This is a genomic window from Devosia insulae DS-56 (assembly GCF_000970465.2).
In the GTDB taxonomy this organism is placed as follows: Bacteria; Pseudomonadota; Alphaproteobacteria; order Rhizobiales; family Devosiaceae; genus Devosia_A; species Devosia_A insulae.
On record NZ_LAJE02000072.1, the window covers coordinates 20,319 to 39,749 of the forward strand.

A 19,431-nucleotide genomic window follows, 5' to 3' on the forward strand; every position below is an offset into this window, starting at 1 on the left:
TAGTCCGCTCTTGGTTAATCGAAGGTAAGGCTTGAGGCGCGCAATGCGCCAAACCTGCGATTTTTAGCGTCGGCCACCATCGATCACGGCCAGATGAGCGTAGCGTCGCGCGGTTCGCCCGAACACCGTGGCGCTCATCGGGGTAGGGACCGCCGATCCGGCACTGGCGAAAACCAAGTCCTCTGCGGGTACCGATGCCACGACATCGCTCGCCATGTCGGCCAGCGACACGTCGTCCGGCCAGATCAGCCGCAGGCCGGTGATGCGCTGCTCCATGATCGGCTGGACGCCAAACCAATAGGGCTCGTCGATCGAGGTCATGGCGCCGAGCAGGCGGTTCTGGGTGCTGCCGTTGTGACGGAGCGGCAGGAGAATAGTCTCGACCGACAGGCGCGTGTGCACCGCCGTCGTGCCCTGGAAGGTGACGAGGGCAACCGCATGATCCTCGGTGACGGCGCGGACCAGGGTGTCGATAGCGTCGCGGTCACGTTCGTGCCACAGACGCGTAAAGGAGCGGCCCTTCAGCTCGCGGGCATAGGCCGAACAGAGATGCGAGCCGGCGAGGCGGAAATCGAACTCGTTGGTATCGTTGAGCTCGAGGATAAAGGTATTGGCGAGGGCGGAACGGATTCGGGTCGGATCGATGTCGCGCCGATCCGGAGCACTGCGAGAACCGCGGAGCGCATTCCAATAGTCGAACAGCGCCTTGGTGCTGGCCTTTTGCATAGTCTTTTTGCCTTGTTCCCAAACCCCGAGCATCGCATCCCGGAGAAGGGGGCGACCGCCGCAGCACTAAGAGTGACAAAAGCCGTAGCGGAAATCGCCCTTAAACAATTGTTAGGGTTAACGCGGCGGGCCCCGTGTGGATAAGTCGGGGGAATGGGCTACAAAGCCCGGAAAACCGGGAGTTTCCATGTCTGACGAGCGAAATCACCAACAAAATCAAGCGTCTGACGGTCGTCAGCCGGCCATTCTATTGCCCGGCGTGGTGACTGCGCTACTGGGCCTGATGTTGGCCGTACACCTCGCCAGAGCCTTCGTTCTTAACGAACAAGGTGACCTCCAGCTGATCTACTGGCTGGCCTTCATCCCGGCTCGCGGCATCGCTGGAGCGGGGTTCGACGGAGGGTGGATACCGCTGCTCTGGACCCCGTTCACGCACGCCTTTTTGCATGCGGGATGGGAGCACCTTTTAATCAATTGCGCCTGGTTGGCGATTTTTGGCACCCCGGTCGCCCGCCGCTACGGCCCGCGCGCCACGGTGATTCTCTTCCTCGCGAGTGCGGCCGTCGGCGCCGCGGCGTTCGCCGCGACGACACTGCCGTCGGTACAGGTGCTGATCGGCGCTTCCGGTGGCGTCGCGGGGCTGACCGGGGCCGCGTGCCGCTTCATGTTCCAGCCGGTGATCGTCGGGCGCGATCTCGAGACCGGCACCGAGCAGGTGCTCGGGCGCCGGATGGCGAGCATTGCCGAGCTGATGCGCAACCAGCGTGCCGCCTTCTTCATTGTAGTGTGGCTGGTGCTCAACGCGGCCGTACCGTTCCTGCCCATGCTGATCGGGCAATCGATCGGTATCGCCTGGCAGGCACACCTGGGCGGTTTCCTCGCCGGCCTGTTTCTCACGCCGCTGTTCGAGCGCCGTCCTGCCGCCTCTGAGGAGGAAAGCAAATGAGCGATGTCGCCGACCTTACGGCCCGCATGGTCACGCTGGAGACGACGATCGCCTTCCAGGACCAGGCGATCGAGGAATTGAACGCGGCGCTGGCCGAACACTTCAAACAGATCGAGGCGCTGAAGCGTGAGCTCAGCAACCTCGGCTCGCAGCTCCGCGACGTCGAAGCGCATCCGGCGCTGGCGCCGGCGGTCGAACCGCCGCCGCCGCATTACTGAACTTTGTAGACCTCAGCTGGATCGAACAGCCGCGCTTCGCCGCTCTGGCGCAGCGTCTCAGTGTCCTCCACGATGCGGTAGAAGCAGCTTTTCCGGCCGGTGTGGCAAGCGGCGCCCCGGCCGGTCTGCTCGACGAGCAGCAGCACCACGTCCTGGTCGCAATCGGTCCGCATCTCTACGAGCTTCTGGATTTCGCCCGAGCTTTCGCCCTTCTTCCAGAGCTTTTTCCGCGAGCGCGAATAGTAGTGCACCTCGCCGGTTTCGATGGTGAGCCGCAACGCCTCGGCGTTCATGTGCGCCACCATCAGCACGCGGTTGCTGCCGGCCTCCTGCGCCACGGCGGTGACGAGGCCGTGCGCGTCGAATTTCGGCGCGAACAGGGTGCCTTCCTCGAGGTCGGCGTGGCTGAGGGCAGTGGGGTCGGCAAAGGAGGTGCTCATGGCCGGGTTCTATCCCGCGCCCGGCTCGCGCTCAATCCTCGAGCGCGATCCAGATCTCGACCGTGCCGAGCCCGGTGTGCTCGTTGAAGTCGGGCCCGTAATACTCGATGAAGCTCCACGGCCCACGCTTCTTGCGGTACCCGCAGGTCGGCAGCCACTGCGCAAAGATCGCTTCGATGGTCGATCGGATGGTGGTGATGTGGCCGCGATGGGCGAGGCGGGCGTAGCGCTGGGCCGGCACGGTGACCAGCGTGAACTCGCGCGGCAGCTCGGCGGTCTCGCGCACCGCCATGGCGGCCATGTACTCGCACTCGCCGGTTTCGCTGAAATAGCGGCCGGAGAGCCCGTAATAGACGCCCGGGACTTCACCCGGCACGTTGCCGACATAGGGGCCGAAACGTTGCCACTGCGCCGGGATCCCGGCATCGGCATTGGCGGCGTAGCGTGCGACTATCCCCGCCACGCGGATCGGGCCATGATCTTCGATGCGCGGCGGGCAGAGTTCCACCGGCACCTCCGGGTCGATGCGCAGGGGCTCGAGCAAGGGCAGGCCGTCGAGGCGCCGCCGCCGCCGCACCTCCTCCGGCGTCAGGCCGGTCAAGCTGCGGAAGGCGCGGGTGAAAGCCTCATGCGAGCCGTAACCGGCATCGAGCGCGACGCCAAGGATATCGGGCGCGCCACCAGCCAGCGCCTTCGCCGCTTCGGTGAGCCGGCGGCCGCGCAGATACGCGGAGATCGAGTAGCCGGTAACCTGAGGGAAGATGCGCGACAGGTGGAAGCGCGACACCCCCGCATGCACGGCCATGTCCTCGAGCGTCAGCGACATGCCGAAGCGCGATTCGATGATCCAGAGGGTCTTGGCGACGGCGGACATGGGCTCACCCTATGCCCGCCCAGATATAGCAGACTTGATCGCGGTTGCGGTCAGCGCACTGCGCGTGACGTCAGCGCTTGCCCACCATGGCGAAGAAGCGATCCTGCTCGTTGCGATCCTCGGCGAACACACCGGTGAAGCGCTGCGTGATGGTGAGGGCACCGTGGGCGCGCACGCCGCGCATCGACATGCACATGTGCTCGGCTTCGATCATCACGGCGGCGCCGCGCGGGTTGAGGTGCTCGTTCACGGCATCGATGATCTGCGCCGTCATGTTCTCCTGCACCTGCAGGCGGCGGGCATAGACCTCGACCAGGCGGGCGAGCTTGGACAGGCCGACGACGCCGTCATGCGGCAGGTAGGCGATGTGCACCTTGCCGAAGAACGGCACCATGTGGTGCTCGCAATGAGACGAGAACGGGATGTCGCGCACCAGCACGACGTCATCGTAGCCACCGACCTCCTTGAAGGTCTTGTGCAGCACCTCGCGCGGATCGTCGCCATAGCCGGCGAAGAACTCGCGGTACGCTTTGGTAACGCGGTGCGGCGTTTCCAGCAGGCCCTCGCGCGTCGGATCGTCACCGGCCCAGGCGATCAGCGTGCGAACCGCCGCTTCCGCTTCTTCGCGGCTGGGGCGGGTGATTTCAGGGACGAGTTTGACGTGCTGCGGCTTGGCGCTGGCGTCCATCTTTGGTTCCTCGGTCAATAGCAGGCGACAGACGCAATACGTCGCCCCACGGTTCCCGGCATGGTGTCAGTGACGATGGACGCCGCTGACTTGTTGCATCTCCATCACTATATAGGTGGGCAACGACAGCGGCCAAGAAACAGTTTCGCGAAAAAGATGGAACTCAGCGATCTTTATTCGGACCGGATCCTCGAACTCGCCGGCAATCAGCCAAGGCCAGGGCGGCTCAGCGATCCCGATGCCAGCGCCCGCAAGGTCAGCCGGGTGTGCGGCTCGACCATCGAGGTGGATATCACGGTCGAGGACGGGGTGATCACCGGCTACGGCCATGACATCCAGGCCTGCGCGCTCGGCCAGACCTCGGCCGCGGTGGTCGCAACGCACGTGGTGGGCACGCCGATCAGCGAGTTCCGCCGGGTGCGCGACGAGATGACGACGATGCTCAAGGCTGACGGGCCGCCGCCGGCAGGCGAAAAGTGGATCGACCTCAAATATCTCGAACCGGTGCGCGAGTACCGGCCGCGGCACACCTCGACGCTGCTGGTGTTCGACGCGGTGTGCGAGGCGCTGGACAAGCTCGAGGCCCCGCAGGTGGCGGCGATCGGCTGATGCAGCGCATCGCGCAGGTGTTCTGGAGCATTGTCGACTGGCCGTTCAAGCTCGCCTCGTACGGGCTGATCCAGGGCTACCGCTATTCGCTGTCGATGTTCATGGGCCGCACCTGCCGGCACGCGCCCAGTTGCTCGGAGTTCACCCGCGACGCCATCTGGCGGCACGGCTTCTGGCCCGGCGGCTGGATGGGACTGGCACGGATCGTCCGCTGCCGGCCCGGCGGCACGCATGGCTACGACCCGGTGCCGGAGACGGTGCCGGCAGCGGCGCACTGGTATGCGCCCTGGAGCTACGGGCGCTGGAAGTAGCGGTACGGATCGTTTTCCGTCCTCCGCCGTTATGGCTGGCCAGCTGGAATGTTCTGGCTGGTTAGCGACTTAACGGGAAGGAAGACGTGCGATGGCTTTCGACGGCGTGGGTTGGCTTGCCGCCATCATCATTGGCGGCATAGCGGGTTGGCTCGCTGGGCGGTTCATGAACAACAGCAGCGGCGTGGTGATGAACATTATTCTGGGCATCGTTGGCGCGATCGTCGCCAGCCTGGTGTTTGGCCTTCTGGGCATCTCATTCGGCGGCTGGTTCGGTTACCTGATCGCCGGCGTGATTGGCGCCTGTATCCTCATTGCCATCGGCAGGGCGGTGTCCAGCAGGCGAAGCTAGAGCACTTCGTGCGTCCAAGTATTCCGCCTGGGGCCAGTGCGCCCCGGGCGCTTTTGTGCGTGCGCTTGGCGTAGCCCTGCGACACATGCTAGAGACCCCGCCTTGCCGGCACTTCCGCCGGCAATTTCCATTGGAGATGAAAATGATCAAGGTGACGTTCCCCGACGGTGCAGTACGCGACTATGCGCGTGGCACCACCGGGACCACCGTGGTCGAGGGCATCTCCCCAAGCCTCGCCAAGAAGACGGTCGCCATGAAGTGGAACGGGGTCCTCAGCGACCTCACGGATCCGCTCGAGGCAGACGGCACGATCGAGTTCGTGATGCGCGACAGCGTCGACGGGCTCGGGCTGATCCGTCACGATGCGGCGCACGTGCTCGCCGAGGCGGTGCAGGAGCTGTGGCCTGAGACGCAGGTCACCATCGGTCCGGTGATCGAGAACGGCTTCTATTACGACTTCAAGCGTGACACGCCGTTCAGCGAGGATGACTTCGGCACCATCGAAAAGAAGATGGCCGAGATCATCGCGCGCGGCGCCGCCTTCACCAAGGAAGTGTGGTCGCGCGACGAGGCCAAGCGCGTGTTCGCCGCCAAGGGCGAGAACTTCAAGGTCGAGCTGGTCGACGCCATTCCGGCCGACCAGATGATCAAGATCTACAAGCAGGGCCAGTGGTTCGACCTCTGCCGCGGCCCGCACATGCGCTCGACCAAGGACATCGGCACGGCGTTCAAGCTGACCAAGGTGGCCGGCGCTTACTGGCGTGGCGACAGCAACAATCCAGTGCTGAGCCGCATCTATGGCACGGCCTTCGCCAGCCAGAAGGAACTCGACGAGTACCTGCACATGCTCGAGGAGGCCGAGAAGCGCGACCATCGCAAGATCGGCCGCGAGCTCGACCTGTTCCACCTGCAGGAGGAGGCGCAGGGCTCGGTGTTCTGGCACCCCAAGGGCTATGTGCTGTACAACCAGCTGGAAGCTTACATCCGCCGGCGCGTCAACGCCGATGGCTATAACGAGGTGAAGACCCCGCAGCTGATGTCGTCCAAGTTCTGGGAGGCCTCGGGCCACTGGGGCAAGTATCGCGAGAACATGTTCGTGGTTCCCGACGAGGTGCCCGGCACCGAGGAAGAGGGGCCGGTGCTGAGCGGCAAGGGCGAGTTGATGGCGCTGAAGCCGATGAACTGCCCGGCCCATATCCAGATCTTCAACCAGGGCATCAAGAGCTACCGCGATCTGCCGTTGCGGATGGCTGAGTTCGGCTGCTGTCACCGCAACGAAGCGCATGGGGCGCTGCATGGACTGCTGCGCGTCCGCCAGATGACCCAGGACGACGCCCACATCTTCTGCACCGAGGAGCAGATCCAGTCCGAGACCGAGCGTTTCGTGCACCTCTTATATTCGGTGTACGAGCAACTGGGCTTCGACAATGTGGTGATCAAGCTGGCGACCCGTCCGGAGAAGTTCGGCGGTACCATCGAGCGCTGGAACGCCGCCGAGAAGGCGCTGGGCGACGCGCTGCTCGCCACCGGCTACAAGTTCGAGATTGCCGAGGGCGACGGCGCCTTCTATGCGCCCAAGCTCGAGTTCCACATGAAGGACGCTATCGGGCGCTCCTGGCAGGTGGGAACGCTGCAGCTCGACTACGTGCTGCCGGAGCGGCTGAACGCCACCTACGTGGCCGAAGACGGCTCGCGGAAGTATGCGGTGATGCTGCATCGCGCCATCCTCGGCTCGCTCGAGCGCTTCATCGGGGTGATGATCGAGCACTATGCCGGCAAGATGCCGATGTGGCTGGCGCCGACCCAGGTGGTGGTGGCGACCATCGTCTCGGAGGCCGATGACTATGCCCAGAAGCTGGTCGACCGGCTGAAGGCGGGCGGCATCCGGGCCGAACTCGACGCGCGCAACGAGAAGATCAACTACAAGGTGCGCGAGCACTCGGTGCAGAAGGTGCCGCTGATGTTCGTGGTCGGCAAGCGCGAGGCGGAGGAGGGGACCGTATCGGTGCGTCGCCTCGGCACCGAGGGTCAGAAGGTGATCGCCGCAACTGACGCGATCATCGAGCTGATGGCGGAAGCCGTGCCGCCGGACCTCAAGCAGCAGGCTGCATAAGCCCAAGAAACATGAAAGGGGCCGCAGCGATGCGGCCCCTTTCATCTGAGCTGTCAGAGCTTGACGGTTGGTTCGTAGTAGCAGTTGTCGGCGACGAGGAGCGTCTCGCCCGACCGCATCGCGCCCAGCAGGCTCTCGATCACGTAGTTGCAGTCCTTCTCGGACTGGACCAGCGAGCCCTGGTCGAGCTGCTCGCAATAGCCGCCGGGGCGCTTGTAACCCTCGGGGGCACCGGGGCCGCAAAGCGCACTGGCGCTCGAATCGGCGAGTACCGGGGTGGCGACTGGGAATGCCGCCGACGTGGCGAGCAGCAGGGCAATGGCAAGGATCTTCTTCAAGTTTCTCTCCTGAACGGGTTGCCAGCGAACTGGCAGGGAAGCGGGTGTGTGGCCCGCCGATGGGGGAGAGGCTTAATGAGGCCGGCGTGAATTGAAGCCGAACCCGGCATTCAATGTCGGTTCATAATCATAATACGACTTATGACTATTTGCCCCTGACTCGAACTGCAAACGGAAAAGGGCCCGTCCATTGGACGAGCCCTTTTCTTAAATCGGGATCGGTTGCCTAGGCGGCAGCGATCTGGATGGTGATTTTGCAGGCATCACGTGCCGGCTGCGCCGGCGCGGTGCGGCAGAGCAGCCGGGCGGCCTCGTCTCCGACGCTGCGGTAGGCGAACCAGGCCTTGGCGGGGATACGGACGAAGGACCCGGCGCCAACATAGCCGGCCGCGCCGTTCACCATCAGCTCGATCATGCCCTGTTGCACCACGAGGACCGTTTCGGCCGCTTCGTGCTGGTGTGGGCCCACCTGGACCTGCGGCGGCAGCGTGTGCGACTGCGCCTGATACTGGAAACCGGCACCGCAGGGATTGGCGACATGAACGACGCGATCACCAGCGATGAAAAATGCATGCCTCGACATTGCGAGTCCCCCCCAAGGGACGTGTGTCCGAAACGTGCTGCCGTATCTAAGATAGGGCAGATGAATGGCATTTGAATAGGCCGAAAGAGGAAGCGGCCCAAAGACCGCTTCCCGAGAGTTCTCAGACCGCCGCGAACGAGGGCAGCTCGCTGTCGTAGCAGTACTCGACGACGAGGATCGGCTTGGCCGCGGCGCCGAGGAAGAAGCTGGCCGGCACGTACGGCGCGCAACCTTCCTCGGTTTCGATGAGCGACTTGTTTTCAGTGATGGTTTGGCAATAGCCGCCGGGGCGCTTGTAGCCTTCCGGGGCGTCGGGACCACACAGCGTGCTCTTGCTGGCGTCGAAAGCGAACGACGGGGTGGCGACCGGGAAGGCAACAATGGACGCAGCCAGCAAAGCCAGCGCAATGGTCTTCTGCATTCTATTCTCCTGTTAGACGAGCGTTCCGCGCAGGGGCGGAACGTGAGGCGGAACATATCGTCCGCATCAATGGCCGGTCTGATAGGAGGCGGGTTTTGAACGGATCCCGAACTTGCGGTTCAGGCGGAGTTCAGCGAATTACCGGGTCGCGGAATTGCACGCCGAGCTCTTTCACGGAGCGCCAGATGACAATACAGGCCTGCGGGCGCACCTTCTCGACCACGAGGTCGAAGGTCCGCGGAATACGGGTGACTGACGCCACCTCAAGCTTGGCGCCGGTCTCTGACAGGTTGCGGATGATGCAGCGGATCCGCGTGCGGCCACCATCGAAGACGATCGTCGCCTCGATGATGGTGTTGCGACGCGGCGAAAGCCGCTTCTCGAGACGGATATCCAAGCTCAAACCCCCAAAGCCCAGGCGGGACAATGCCGATGCGGTGTTGGAGAACCACTTACAGAATGGATAAAGTTACGCCGCGAGTTGCCTATTGCAATCCGGCCAGTTGCAGGCCTTGCAGATAGCGCGCCAGCAGTGACGGATACATGAAGCGCAGTCCGTCGCCGATCGAGGCGAGGCTGACATCGGGATGCGCGTGCTGGAAACGCTGCAGCGCGTCGCGGGCCGCCGCCAGATCGCCATGATGCGCAAAGTAGACCGCGAGGTCACGATGCGGCCAGGTGAGGCCGGGACGCTCCGACATGGCGCGCTGGGCCCAGTCAATGGCCTGCTGCGGCCGGCCGGCGGCGAAGCTCGCAAGCCCCATACCCAGGTGCACGTTGAAGGCGAACGGATCCATGGGCGAGAGCCGTGCTGAGCGTTCGAAGGCAGCGAGGCCTTCCTCGGGGGTGCCGAGATAGACGTGGCCCCAGCCGCGGCGCATCCAGGCCCAGGCGTGGTTCGGATCCAGCTCCAGTGCCCGATCGGCAAAGGCTACGGCCTGCCGGACATCGCCGCCGAGCATCATCATGGCGGAGGCGAGGGCAGTGAGGGCCGTCGGGTCGTCGGCAACGTGCTGCGAGGCGGTTTCGACCAGGGCGCCAGCGGTGCGGCGCTCGGCGGCGAAATCGGTTGTCCAGTTATAGGCGACCTGCTGGCCGTGCGCCCAGGCGGCCAGCGCCGCGGCGAGGCCGTAATGCGGTTCGAGCGCCAGCGCCCGGGTCAGCAGCGCAATGGCCTCGCGGTTGTCGTCGGGGCTGTGCGACCAAAGGTGGGGCAGGGAGCGCATCACCAGGTCGTAGGCCGCGAGCGTCTCCGGGCGCTTCTTGCGGGCCCGTTCGACTTCGGCGCGGCGAATGGAAGGCTGGATGGCGCTCGCGACTTCAGCGGCCATGCGATCCTGCAGGTCGAACAGGTCGGCGACGGCGCCATCGATCTTGTTGGACCAGATGTGGCTGCCGGCCTCGGTCTCGACCAGCTGCGCGGTAATGCGAACGCGCTCGCCGACACGGCGCACCGAGCCCTCGACGACGTAGCGCACGCCCAGATCGCGGCCGATCTGGCGGATGTCGATGCCGGCGCGGCCCTTGTAGGTGAAGGCCGAGTTGCGGGCGATGACGAAGAAGTCCTTCACCCGGCTGAGCGTCGCGGTGATTTCCTCGACCACGGCATCGGCGAAATAGCTTTGATCGGCCTCGCCCGAGAGATTGTCGAACGGCAGGACAACCACCGAGGGCCGATTGCTCGGCGGCGGGGGCGGCGGCGACTCGGGCTGCTGCGGGCGCGTCAGACCGGCGGGATGCCAGGCGTAAATGCGGACGGTCTTCGAAATATTCTTGAGCTCGGTCGGGCCCATGTCGACGAAGGGCAACTCGATGGTGCCATCGAGATACTGGTACATCCACTTGGTGATGCACATGCCGCCGGCCGGCGAGTGGCTCTGCACCCGCACCGCGAGGTTGATGCCGGAGCCGTAGAGGTCATTGCCGGCCACCAGCACGTCGGCGAGCACGATGCCGGCTCGCACCTGGAACATCTCTCCGCCAGGGGCGTGGATCTTGCGCTCATGGATCTGCCGCTGCAGGTCGGCCGTCCATTGCACGGCGGCGACGACGCTGTTGAACTCAGCCAACAGGCCATCGCCCATGGTCTTGAAGACCTTGCCGCCGGCAGCGCCGATGGTGCGCGAGATCAGCCGATCGTAGACCCGCTGCACGAGGCGCAGGGTCTGACGTTCACTGCGCTCGACAAGGCGGGAATATCCCACGATGTCCAGCGATACGATCGGGACCAATCGGCGGTCGGGTTGAGCCATACTGTATATGCTTCTGCTGCAAGCTCTCGCTCTATAGCACTGTGAAATGTAACGGAGATAGCCGCCGCACGTTCTGCTTAAGAACAATTCATATAAGGGGCGTCGTGGTGCCGCGTCAGGCCGCGGGCTGACAAGCGGCGGCGCGATCTAGCAGGAGGATGCGCTCACGTTCGTTGCGGGTGAGGCCAGCGGCGCGTTCGAACTCGCGCCGCGCCTCGGCCAGCCGGCCGAGTTTCACCAGGAAGTCGCCGCGGACGCTGGGCAGCAGGTGATAGCTCCTGAGCGCCGGGTCGTCGGCAATCAGGTCAAGGATAGCGAGGCCCGAAGCAGGGCCGAAGGCCATGGAATGGGCGACGGCGCGGTTGAGCTCGATCACTGGACTCGGCGTCATTTCGGCGAGCATGTCGTAAAGCGCTGCGATGCGCCGCCAGTCGGTCTCGCCGGCCTTGCGGGCCCGGGCGTGGCAGGCGGCGATGGCGGCCTGCAGCACGTAAGGGCCGGCGCCGACCAGGCTCTCGGCCTTGTCGAGGGCAGCGAGACCGCGGCGGATCAGCATCTGGTCCCACAGGGCGCGATTCTGCTCGAGCAGTAGTACCGGTTCGCCATTGGCGCCGGTGCGGGCGCGGAGGCGTGAGGCCTGAATCTCCATCAGCGCGACGAGGCCGTGCACTTCGGCATCGTCGGGCGCGAGGCCGGCAAGGATGCGGCCCAGGCGCATCGCCTCCTCGCAGAGCTGCGGGCGGGTCCAGTCGTCGCCGGCGGTGGCCGAGTAGCCTTCGTTGAAGATCAGGTAGAGCACCTCGAGCACCGAGGCCATGCGCCCGGCGCGCTCCTCGGCCCTTGGGACCTCGAACGGCATGCCGGCCTCGGCGAGGCTCTTTTTGGCGCGGACGATGCGTTGCGCGATGGTCGGCTCGGCGGAAAGGAAGGCGCGGGCGATCTCGTCGGTGGTCAGCCCGCCGAGCAGGCGCAGCGTCAGCGCCACACGCGCCTCGGGCGACAGCACCGGATGGCAGGAGGTGAAGATCAGCTTCAGCAGGTCGTCGCCGACATCGTCATCGAGCGGGGTATCGAGGTCCGGCGCGGTCGACTCGATCTCGCGGAGGTCGTAGCCGAGCTCGTCGAGCTTGCGCGCCGCCATCTTGTTGCGCCGGAAATAGTCGATGGCCCGGCGCTTAGCGGTCTGCATCAGCCAGGCGCCCGGGTTGCGGGGGACACCGCTGTCCGGCCAGTGATTGAGGGCGACGATCAGCGAATCCTGCGCCAGTTCTTCGGCAAGGCCGACATCGCGCACGATTCGCGTCAGACCGGCGATCAGCTTGGCCTGCTCGATGCGGAACACCGCCTCGATGGCGCGATGGGTTTCTCTCTCGGTCATAGTGACGGATCAGACCAAATCCGATCCGCCGGAGCAAGATGCCGGACGCTCGCACGGCTTACTCAGGCTTGCCGAGCGCATTGCGGGCAGCGTCCCTGCTGGCCATGGCCTCGGTATAGGCGTCGCCAAAATCCTCCTCGGTGAACAGCTGGCGAATCTCGATCTCGACATTGCCGTGGCCGTCGAGCCTGGGCCAGCCTTTGACCCATTCGATCGCCGCCTCGCGCGACGGCACTTCGATCAGGGTGTAGCCGGCGATCAGCTCCTTGGCTTCGGCGAACGGTCCGTCGATGACGGTTGGCCTGCCATTGTTGAACTTCACCTTGGCGCCGCGGGAGGTCGGCATCAGGCCGGAGCCGGCAATGACGATGCCGGCCTTGGCCGCATCCTCGTGGAACTGCGTCATGTCGGCGATGAGCTCCGCACCCGGCATTACCCCGGCCTCGGTCTCGGCGTCCGCCCGGCGGATGACCATGAACTTCATGTCGATGTCCTCGTGTTGTCGTTAGTTGGTGATGGGCTTCTAGGTGGCGTCGCGCCAGGCCTGTTCCTGGGCGACGGCCTCCGCCGGGACGATCTCGGCGAAGTCAGCCGCCTCGAACACGCGCCTGAGCTCGATGGTCTCGCCATCGTCGAGCGGGATGCGCTTGACCCACTCGAGCGCCTCGTCGCGCGACTTGGCGCTGATCACCCAGAAGCCTGCGATCAGTTCCTTGGTTTCGGCAAACGGGCCATCCCTGACGATCAGGCTGCCGCCTTCCGAGGTGACGCGGGCGCCCTGACCCGAGGGGTGCAGGCCCTCGGCAGCCAGCAGCACGCCGGCGTTGATGAGCGCCTCGTTGAAGCGGCCCATCGCCTCGAAGCTTTCGGGCGGCGGCATGATGCCGGCTTCGCTGTCGGCGGTGGCTTTGACGATGATCATGAAGCGCATCTTCGGTCTCCTTGTGCCCGGACGTCGCGGCCCGTACGGCGCGAGTTCATCCTGCTTCAGTGACACGACGAGCGACCGATCGAGAGATCGACACGGGCTGTGAAGATTTTCGAGATGGCCTCAATAGACCGCGGTGAGGACCTCGATCTCCTTGGCCGCACCGGGCTGGACCTGGAACTCGCGGTTGTAGACCTGGTCGCCACGCTTGGCGAAGACCAGGTAGTCGCCTTCGCCCAGTACAGTCGAAGGGAAGGCGCCGATATTGGAGAAGACCGTCTGCCCGTCGGCGGTCTTCACCGTCCAGTCGATATCGGCGATGGCCTCGCCACCGGCCTCACTGACCAGCTTGAAGGAGATCTGCGCCGCGCGATGGTAGAGGGTTGCGTCGGTCAACTGCCCCGGCTCGACGCGCAGGTCCGCGCGCACCACGGCATTCACATCGCCGAAATACGAGACGATGTGATAGGTGCCGGCATTGAGGGTGACAATGTCGTTGGGGCTGAGGTTCTGCGCCACCATGGTCCGGTCTGCCTCGGTGCTGCCGCTGGTATAGATGTCGAAGCGCAGCAGGTTGATCGGGATGGCGACGTCGCCGGTCACCGCCGCGTTGAGACGCATGGCGCCGGCATCTAGGATCAGGGATTTGGAGTTGTTGCCCTCTGCCACGGTCAGCGTGTCGGTGGTCTGGGCGCGACCATAAGCGACGTGCACTACATAGCTGCCGGGCGGTAGTTCGAGATGCGCGGTGGCGTCATCGGATTTCTGCGCCAGCACCAGGTCGCCCGAGGCATCGGTGCGGGTCTCGAACACCCGCCAGGTGACGCCGTCGGGCAGGGAATTGCCGTCCTCGGTGATCTTGGCCATCAGCGTCACGGGCTGCGGCGTGGTGTTGACGGCCTCTGCCTCGGCGGCGGCTGCCGCCGGCCCGGGATCGACGATGGGCGTCTCGGTCGCCTCGGGGGTGGCAATCTCGGCAGCGGGCGCGTTGGCCAGTTGTTCGACGGCCTGCTGCGGCATGCGGTCGGCGCGGCGGGGCAGGGGAACCGGTGGGTCTTCGGCGATTGCCAGCATCGGCGCGAGCATCGCCGCGATCCCGAGAATGCCGATCCAATACCTGAGCTTCACCCTAAGACCCCGCAACCGGCGCCCCGCAGCGCCTCGCTTCAAAATGCCTCGCGTGCCTACGCTTGGATTGGGGAAAAGCTGTGTCATAAGGACCGGACGCTCGCAAGGACCAGACCATGCCCATCAACGCTGCAGTGCGCGACTACCTGAAAACCCGCCGTTCCGTCGGTATCGGCTTCCTCAAGGATCCCGGCCCGACGCCCGAAGAACTGCAGGAAATCCTGACCATTGGCACGCGCGTGCCCGACCATGGCAAGTTCGTGCCGTGGCGGCTGATTCTGATCGAGGGCGATGACCGCATCAAAGCCGGCGAGAAGCTCGCCGAGATCGCGAGGCGTAAGCGCCCCGAACTCGACGAGGCCGGGCTCGATATCGAGCGGCGGCAGTTCCTGCCAGCTCCGGTAACCATCGGCGTGCTGCTGTCGCCCAAGCCGAACCCCAAGGCGCCGGAAATGGAGCAGCTGCTGTCGGCCGGCAATGTCTGCTTCAACCTCTCGCACGCAGCCTTTGCCATGGGCTTTGCCGCCAGCTGGACCAACCGCTGGTACGGCTTCGACACCGAGGCGCAGACCATGCTCGGGGCGCGCGGTGGCGAACGCTTTGTCGGCTTCATCCATATCGGCACCCCGACCACGGTGATCGAAGATCGCGACCGGCCGAACCTCGATGAGGTGGTGACGCGGTGGCAAGGCTAACCATTCGTTAACCAGTCGCAGGCGATTGGTTAACCGAACGTTAGCAACGGACCCTTCGAGTCGATGGGCGTGAAGCCGATATCGGTGCCGCAACCGCTCGCCTATGCCATGGATACGGCAGGGGCGAAGAGCGATGTCGACTTCGACTATCTGCTGCGCACGGCGATCCGCGAAAGCAGCCTCAACCCCGAAGCCAAGGCCCGGACGTCGAGCGCCACCGGGCTGTTCCAGTTCCTCGACAGTACCTGGCTGCAGGTGATGAAGGAGGAGGGGCCGCGGCTCGGGTACGGCCAGTATGCCGACGCCATCAAGGTCGACTCGGACGGCGATTACTATATCGCCGACAAAGCGCTGCGGCAGGAAGTTCTGAAACTGCGTGAGGATCCGCAGATCGCCTCGGATATGGCGGCGGCGTTCACCCGGAGCAATGGCGCCTACCTGTTCGAGAAGTTCGGCCGCATGCCGAGCCCGGGCGAACTCTACATCGCGCATTTTCTCGGGGCGCAGGGGGCGGAAAAACTGTTCAACGCCGGCCTGAAGGATCCCGACCAGATCGCCGCGAAGCTCTTCCCCAAGCAGGCCAAGGCCAACCGGGCGATCTTCTACGAAGGCGGCGAGGCGCGAACCATACGCGAGGTCTACCGGGCGCTGGTCGACAAGCATGACGGCGCCGTCGATCCGCGCTTTACCGCGCAGCAGCTGGCGGTCGATCCAGCCGCGCCGGCGGGCAAATGGGACTCGGCCACGGTGCCGTCGCGCTTCTCGCCTGACGACATGTCGTTCACCTCGTTGTTTGCCAGCGACGGCGAGGTGCAGGCGCGTACGTTGCTGAGCCCGGCATCCGAAGCGCAAGGCAGCGCGCTGTTCACCCAGCTCTATGGGCAGGATGGCACGCTGCCCAAGCCCCCGAAATTATGGTGAACCGTTCCTTAAGCCTTCCCCGCTAGCGTCTTTCTTGGCGACGAGAGCAGGATTGCGCTTCGTGGAATCGCACTCCAGCTCCGCGTTTTTTGTTTGTCGCGAGATCGAACCGGAAAAGCCTGCAACTTTTTCCTGATCTCGCTCGGCGGAGAGGTTGATGGTTGCGTACCAGGATTTTGTCGCGCTGAGCCAATCGCGCGACAGTGAGGAGCGGGGGCAGGCGGCCCACCTCGCTGCCATGGCCTATCTCAACCATTATGGCCCGGCCGATGAGCACGCGGCGCTCTATGCAGCGCTGATCGGCTTCCTCGACGATCCCTCGGTGCGGGTACGCGGGGCGCTGGCCTATGGGCTGCTGCACGCGGTGGAGGCGCCGCGGCCGATCCTGTTGGCGCTGCTGCAGGATAGCCCGGTGATCGCGCGGGCGGTGGTGCAATACTCTCCCGCGCTGGTTGATGCCGACCTGATGGCGCTGATCCGCGGCGCCGACGAGGCCATGCTGATGGCGACGGCGACGCGCGAGCGACTCAGCCAACGGGTGGCCGAGGCGCTGGTGGCCAGCGGCGGGCGACCGCTGCTGGCCAAGCTGCTGGATCGACCCGACGTACCGTTCTCCCCAGCAATGCTGCGGCAGGTGGCGGATCGCGATGGTGCCGAGGATGCCGAGCTGCGTGGGCTGCTGCTGGCGCGCGACGATCTGCCGGCCGATGCGCGGCTGGTGCTGGTGCAGGCCGTGGCGGCGGTGCTGCGGCGCACCCGGATGGTCAGTGGCGCAGTGGCGCCGCATCGGCTGGAGCGGCTGCTGCGCGACGCGACCGATACGGCGCTGACGGCGATCGGCGAGCAGGAAGCGGCGGCGGGCCGGGCGCCCTACGCGGCGGAACTGGTGGATTCGGAGTTTGTGTCGACCCGGGTGATGCTGCACGCCATCGTTCAGGGACATGTGCTGTTCTTCGCCGATTGCGTGGCGCAGCTGTCGGAAACGCCGCGGGAGAAAGTGTTCACGCTGCTCGAGCATGGCAGCCGGTCGACCCTCAACGCGCTGTTCTCGCGCTGTGGGCTCAGCCAGGCAGTGCGCAACATGCTGGCCCGGCTGATCTTTCACGCCCGGGCCGCGGACCTTGCGGACGACCTCGCGGCGCGGCATTTCGTGGTGACGGCGCTGACCGAAGAGCTGATCGTCGAGCATGACGGGGTGATCCCGCCAGACCTCGAGGAGGCGTTTGCCTATCTCAGCGAACAGAACGTCATTCTCGCCCGACGGGCGGCACGCGGCGTAATGTCGGCCTTTGCCGGAATGACGCAAACCGAGATGGCGCTGCCGCAGCTCGAAGCCGAAGCACGGCTGGCACTGCCGGCGGCCTGACAGCCAACGGGCTAGTAGCGGAACTGTTCGCTCAGCACGCGCTCGTCGAGCCCGGTGCCCGGGTCGAACAGCAGGGTTACCCTCTGGGTACGGTTCTCGCGCACGGTCACCTCGATCACCCGCTGGAACTCGACATTGTCGGCCACCGCGCTCACCGGGCGCTTGTCGGCCTCGCGGGTGCGGAAGGTGACGACGGCGCGGTTGTTGAGGATGGCGCCACGCCAGCGGCGCGGGCGGAAGGGCGAGATCGGGGTCAGCGCCAGCAGCGGCGAGTCGATAGGCAGGATCGGACCATGCGCCGACAAGTTGTAGGCGGTCGAGCCGGCCGGCGTCGACAGCAGCACGCCGTCGCAGATCAGTTCGGCGAGCCTTGGCTGGCCATCGACGAGGATTTCGACCTTCACTGCCTGATAGGTCATGCGGAACAGCGACACTTCGTTGAGCGCCAGCGCCCGGTGTTCCGAGCCGTCGGCGAGCCGGACGTTCATTTCGAGCGGATAGATGTGCGTCGGTTTGGCGGCGGCGAGGCGGGCGGACAGGCCGTCGGCGGAAAACTCGTTCATCAGGAAGCCGACCGAGCCGAAGTTCATGCCGTATACCGGCACGTTCCTGCCCATCTTGCGATGCAGCGTCTGCAACATCAGCCCGTCGCCGCCGAGGGCAACAACGGTGGTAGCCTGGTCGAAGCCGCTGTCGCCGTAGCGCTCGCGCAGCAGGTCGGCAGCGCGATCCGCTTCCGGCGTGCCGCTCGATACGAAGCTTACCCCTTCGATACGTTCCGTCACAGCCAGCCCCTCGCTACCAAGCCCGCTGCCTAGCATGGGCGGGTGACGCGGGGAAGAACGGGTTGATTGGGCCCTTCGTCTCAACTACATGAGCGGCAACGGATTTGAGGATAGAAATGCGCGCCGAAATCATCAAGGTCATCGCCGAAATCGAGCAGGTCGTAAGCCTGCTGAGGAGGCATCTTTGACTGGGATACAGCTGAAGCCCGCCTCGACGATCTGACTGCACGTACCGAGCATCCCGACTTCTGGGCCGACCCGGACAAAGCGCGGCCGATCATGCAGCAGCGCGATGAGCTGGACGTGCAGGTGAAGGCGGTAAAGGCCTTCGAGGCTGCGGTGCGCGACAATACCGAGCTCATCGAAATGGGCGAGGCCGAGAACGACGCCGATGTGGTCAAGGAGGCCGAGCAGGCGCTGCACGAGACGCTGAAGGAAGCCCGTTCGGCGCAGGTCGAGACGCTGCTGTCCGGTGAGGCGGATGCCAACGACTGCTACCTCGAAATCCACTCTGGCGCCGGTGGCACCGAGAGCCAGGACTGGGCCAACATCCTGTTGCGCATGTACACGCGCTGGGCGGAGCGGCGGAAGTTCAAGGTCGAGACGATGGAAATCCATGACGGCGAAGAAGCCGGGATCAAGTCGGCGACGATCAAGGTCACCGGCCACAATGCCTATGGCTGGCTGAAGACCGAGAGCGGTGTGCATCGCCTCGTGCGCATTTCGCCCTATGACAGTGCGGCGCGCCGGCACACCAGCTTCTCGAGCGCCTGGATCTACCCGGTGGTCGACGACACCATCAACATCGAGATCAACGAGAGCGACCTCAAGGTCGACACCTATCGTTCGTCCGGCGCCGGTGGCCAGCACGTCAACACCACCGACTCGGCGATCCGCATCACGCACATCCCGTCGGGCATCATCGTTGCCTGCCAGCAGGAGCGCAGCCAGCACAAGAACCGTGCGACTGCCATGGCAATGCTGAAGGCGCGGCTCTACGAGGCCGAGCTGCAGAAGCGCGAGGAAGCGGCCAACGCTGAATCGGCGGCCAAGACCGATGTCGGCTGGGGCCACCAGATCCGCAGCTATGTGTTGCAGCCGTACCAGATGGTGAAGGACCTGCGCACCGGGCACGAAACCTCGAACACCTCGGCGGTGCTCGATGGCGATCTCGACGACTTCATGGAAGCCTCGCTCGCGGCGCGCGTCACCGGCTATGCCGATAAGGTATCGGACGCCGAATAACGAAGTTGGCCGGTGGCTCTGCCACCGGCCAACAACCATCCGAAGACCCGAAAAATCGAGATGAGCGCCCAGGGCCACCTTGGCGCAGGTAAACTGTTACCGGTAACGTCTTGC

Annotated in this window: 24 protein-coding genes; 10 read left to right on the forward strand and 14 right to left on the reverse strand. The window is 64.9% G+C overall.

What is annotated here, in order from left to right; translation table 11 throughout:
• Window positions 1–63: 63 nt before the first annotated feature.
• Complete coding sequence (locus VW23_RS04485; RefSeq protein ID WP_069908390.1) at window positions 64–726, reverse strand: PAS domain-containing protein; 663 nt, start codon at window positions 724–726, stop codon at window positions 64–66.
• A 187-nt stretch (window positions 727–913) separates the two neighbouring features.
• Here VW23_RS04485 and VW23_RS04490 point away from each other — a divergent pair, with 187 nt between their 5' ends.
• Both VW23_RS04490 and VW23_RS04495 read left to right on the forward strand, forming a co-directional pair.
• Entirely contained in the window at window positions 914–1,672 is a 759-nt protein-coding gene (locus VW23_RS04490) for a rhomboid family intramembrane serine protease (RefSeq protein WP_069908391.1), read from the forward strand.
• Entirely contained in the window at window positions 1,669–1,890 is a 222-nt protein-coding gene (locus VW23_RS04495) for a SlyX family protein (protein WP_069908392.1), read from the forward strand. Before VW23_RS04490 ends, VW23_RS04495 begins: the two co-directional genes overlap by 4 nt.
• Here the strand turns inward: VW23_RS04495 and hisI are convergent.
• The 3 genes from hisI to folE all read right to left on the reverse strand — a co-directional run bounded on the left by hisI (window position 1,884) and on the right by folE (window position 3,892).
• Entirely contained in the window at window positions 1,884–2,330 is a 447-nt protein-coding gene (hisI, locus tag VW23_RS04500) for a phosphoribosyl-AMP cyclohydrolase (RefSeq protein ID WP_069908393.1), read from the reverse strand. The two genes, VW23_RS04495 and hisI, sit on opposite strands and share 7 nt — an antisense overlap.
• A 31-nt stretch (window positions 2,331–2,361) precedes the next feature.
• Window positions 2,362–3,204, reverse strand: coding sequence for an AraC family transcriptional regulator (locus tag VW23_RS04505; RefSeq protein WP_069908394.1), 843 nt, complete (start codon window positions 3,202–3,204; stop codon window positions 2,362–2,364).
• Window positions 3,205–3,274: 70 nt separating this feature from the next.
• Window positions 3,275–3,892, reverse strand: coding sequence for a GTP cyclohydrolase I FolE (gene folE, locus VW23_RS04510; protein WP_069908395.1), 618 nt, complete (start codon window positions 3,890–3,892; stop codon window positions 3,275–3,277).
• 156 nt (window positions 3,893–4,048) lie between these two features.
• Between folE and VW23_RS04515 the strand changes: the two genes are divergently transcribed.
• From VW23_RS04515 to thrS, 4 genes are all read left to right on the forward strand, one after another.
• Window positions 4,049–4,501, forward strand: a complete 453-nt coding sequence (locus VW23_RS04515) for an iron-sulfur cluster assembly scaffold protein (protein WP_069908396.1) — start codon at window positions 4,049–4,051, stop codon at window positions 4,499–4,501.
• Entirely contained in the window at window positions 4,501–4,812 is a 312-nt protein-coding gene (gene yidD / locus VW23_RS04520) for a membrane protein insertion efficiency factor YidD (protein ID WP_069908397.1), read from the forward strand. Before VW23_RS04515 ends, yidD begins: the two co-directional genes overlap by 1 nt.
• 91 nt (window positions 4,813–4,903) lie before the next feature.
• Window positions 4,904–5,164, forward strand: coding sequence for a GlsB/YeaQ/YmgE family stress response membrane protein (locus VW23_RS04525; RefSeq protein WP_069908398.1), 261 nt, complete (start codon window positions 4,904–4,906; stop codon window positions 5,162–5,164).
• Window positions 5,165–5,306: 142 nt separating this feature from the next.
• Window positions 5,307–7,277 (forward strand): threonine--tRNA ligase, encoded by a 1,971-nt coding sequence (gene thrS, locus VW23_RS04530; protein ID WP_069908399.1) that lies wholly within the window; start codon window positions 5,307–5,309, stop codon window positions 7,275–7,277.
• Window positions 7,278–7,330: 53 nt separating this feature from the next.
• Here the strand turns inward: thrS and VW23_RS04535 are convergent, their stop codons facing one another.
• From VW23_RS04535 to VW23_RS04575, 9 genes are all read right to left on the reverse strand, one after another.
• Window positions 7,331–7,615, reverse strand: coding sequence for a hypothetical protein (locus VW23_RS04535; RefSeq protein WP_069908400.1), 285 nt, complete (start codon window positions 7,613–7,615; stop codon window positions 7,331–7,333).
• Window positions 7,616–7,841: 226 nt separating this feature from the next.
• Window positions 7,842–8,198 carry a cupin domain-containing protein gene (locus VW23_RS28845; protein ID WP_069908401.1) on the reverse strand — a complete coding sequence of 119 codons (357 nt, stop codon included), beginning with the start codon at window positions 8,196–8,198 and terminating at the stop codon, window positions 7,842–7,844.
• Window positions 8,199–8,319: 121 nt separating this feature from the next.
• Window positions 8,320–8,619 (reverse strand): hypothetical protein, encoded by a 300-nt coding sequence (locus tag VW23_RS28850; RefSeq protein ID WP_069908402.1) that lies wholly within the window; start codon window positions 8,617–8,619, stop codon window positions 8,320–8,322.
• A 130-nt stretch (window positions 8,620–8,749) separates the two neighbouring features.
• A complete protein-coding gene (locus VW23_RS04550; protein WP_244513379.1) occupies window positions 8,750–9,016 on the reverse strand; it encodes a PilZ domain-containing protein in 267 nt (88 codons plus the stop codon).
• A gap of 88 nt (window positions 9,017–9,104) precedes the next feature.
• A complete protein-coding gene (locus VW23_RS04555) occupies window positions 9,105–10,871 on the reverse strand; it encodes an adenylate/guanylate cyclase domain-containing protein (protein ID WP_069908403.1) in 1,767 nt (588 codons plus the stop codon).
• Between the two features lie 115 nt (window positions 10,872–10,986).
• Window positions 10,987–12,249 (reverse strand): RNA polymerase sigma factor, encoded by a 1,263-nt coding sequence (locus VW23_RS04560; protein ID WP_069908404.1) that lies wholly within the window; start codon window positions 12,247–12,249, stop codon window positions 10,987–10,989.
• 58 nt (window positions 12,250–12,307) lie between these two features.
• Window positions 12,308–12,733: a YciI family protein gene (locus VW23_RS04565; protein WP_069908405.1), complete on the reverse strand. Its 426-nt coding sequence runs from the start codon at window positions 12,731–12,733 to the stop codon at window positions 12,308–12,310.
• 39 nt (window positions 12,734–12,772) lie between these two features.
• A complete protein-coding gene (locus VW23_RS04570; protein ID WP_069908406.1) occupies window positions 12,773–13,180 on the reverse strand; it encodes a YciI family protein in 408 nt (135 codons plus the stop codon).
• A 120-nt stretch (window positions 13,181–13,300) separates the two neighbouring features.
• A complete protein-coding gene (locus VW23_RS04575; protein ID WP_084645533.1) occupies window positions 13,301–14,305 on the reverse strand; it encodes a hypothetical protein in 1,005 nt (334 codons plus the stop codon).
• A gap of 116 nt (window positions 14,306–14,421) precedes the next feature.
• On the opposite strand from VW23_RS04575, the gene VW23_RS04580 reads away from it, so the two are divergent.
• The 3 genes from VW23_RS04580 (at window position 14,422) to VW23_RS04590 (ending at window position 17,287) form a co-directional block, all read left to right on the forward strand.
• Window positions 14,422–15,000, forward strand: coding sequence for a nitroreductase family protein (locus VW23_RS04580; protein WP_084645535.1), 579 nt, complete (start codon window positions 14,422–14,424; stop codon window positions 14,998–15,000).
• Window positions 15,001–15,069: 69 nt separating this feature from the next.
• Window positions 15,070–15,921 (forward strand): lytic transglycosylase domain-containing protein, encoded by an 852-nt coding sequence (locus VW23_RS04585; protein WP_141728219.1) that lies wholly within the window; start codon window positions 15,070–15,072, stop codon window positions 15,919–15,921.
• A gap of 157 nt (window positions 15,922–16,078) precedes the next feature.
• On the forward strand, window positions 16,079–17,287 hold the full coding sequence (locus tag VW23_RS04590) for a DUF2336 domain-containing protein (protein ID WP_069908408.1): 1,209 nt from the start codon (window positions 16,079–16,081) through the stop codon (window positions 17,285–17,287).
• An 11-nt stretch (window positions 17,288–17,298) separates the two neighbouring features.
• Here the strand turns inward: VW23_RS04590 and VW23_RS04595 are convergent, their stop codons facing one another.
• Window positions 17,299–18,072, reverse strand: coding sequence for an NAD kinase (locus VW23_RS04595; RefSeq protein ID WP_342029914.1), 774 nt, complete (start codon window positions 18,070–18,072; stop codon window positions 17,299–17,301).
• Between the two features lie 116 nt (window positions 18,073–18,188).
• On the opposite strand from VW23_RS04595, the gene prfB reads away from it, so the two are divergent.
• A protein-coding gene (gene prfB, locus VW23_RS04600; RefSeq protein ID WP_141728220.1) for a peptide chain release factor 2 occupies window positions 18,189–19,317 on the forward strand; the annotation gives its coding sequence in 2 pieces (ribosomal slippage) (window positions 18,189–18,257 and window positions 18,259–19,317; 1,128 coding nt in all).
• The last annotated feature ends 114 nt before the right edge of the window (window positions 19,318–19,431 follow it).